Below are 506 nucleotides of genomic sequence, written 5' to 3'. Positions count from 1 at the left end.
GGATAAAAGCATTACATCCGGAGAAAAATTTTCCGCGCCAATGTTCGCCAGAAAAAACAACTGGATTGTCTTTTAGCACATAACCTACTTGTTTAACCGAACAATCAGATTTATCGGTAAATACTTCTGTCAATTGAGATGCGAGCGTAGGGCTTGCCAATAAAGCTATTAGTAAAAGTGCTTTTTTCATGTAATCCTCTTGTTTAGTCATTACAACGATACAGGGCTGAATCTCCCTTGTTATTCGATTGGATGGTATTAATCGGTTATGGTCTTGGTAGTCGTCGCTAAACCAAGACAACAACATATAACGCTCCTAACTGTTCATTAGATGAGTAGTACAAAGGTCTGTGAGATCCGATACAGTGGATATTCTTTCTCTACATTACTCTTGTGGCCAATCACCAAATGCACTGTAGGGTTCTGTGGTTTAACTGAAATTGCGATTTTCATGTTCATGTTACGGTTGTTTTGCAAGTAACCGACTGCCGCATTTAGTTCTGGAA

The 506-nt window shown here is 39.1% G+C and carries 1 protein-coding gene; it reads right to left on the bottom strand.

What is annotated here, in order from left to right:
* Window positions 1–190 (bottom strand): hypothetical protein (locus AB4589_RS25525; RefSeq protein ID WP_372101969.1); only part of this gene is annotated, 190 nt, incomplete at its 3' end.
* Window positions 191–506: the final 316 nt, after the last annotated feature.

This window comes from Vibrio sp. 10N.222.49.A3 (assembly GCF_041475145.1).
GTDB lineage: Bacteria > Pseudomonadota > Gammaproteobacteria > Enterobacterales > Vibrionaceae > Vibrio > Vibrio tasmaniensis_A.
The sequence above is the reverse complement of the archived record's forward strand: the minus strand, read 5'-3'. Positions and strand labels throughout refer to the sequence as shown.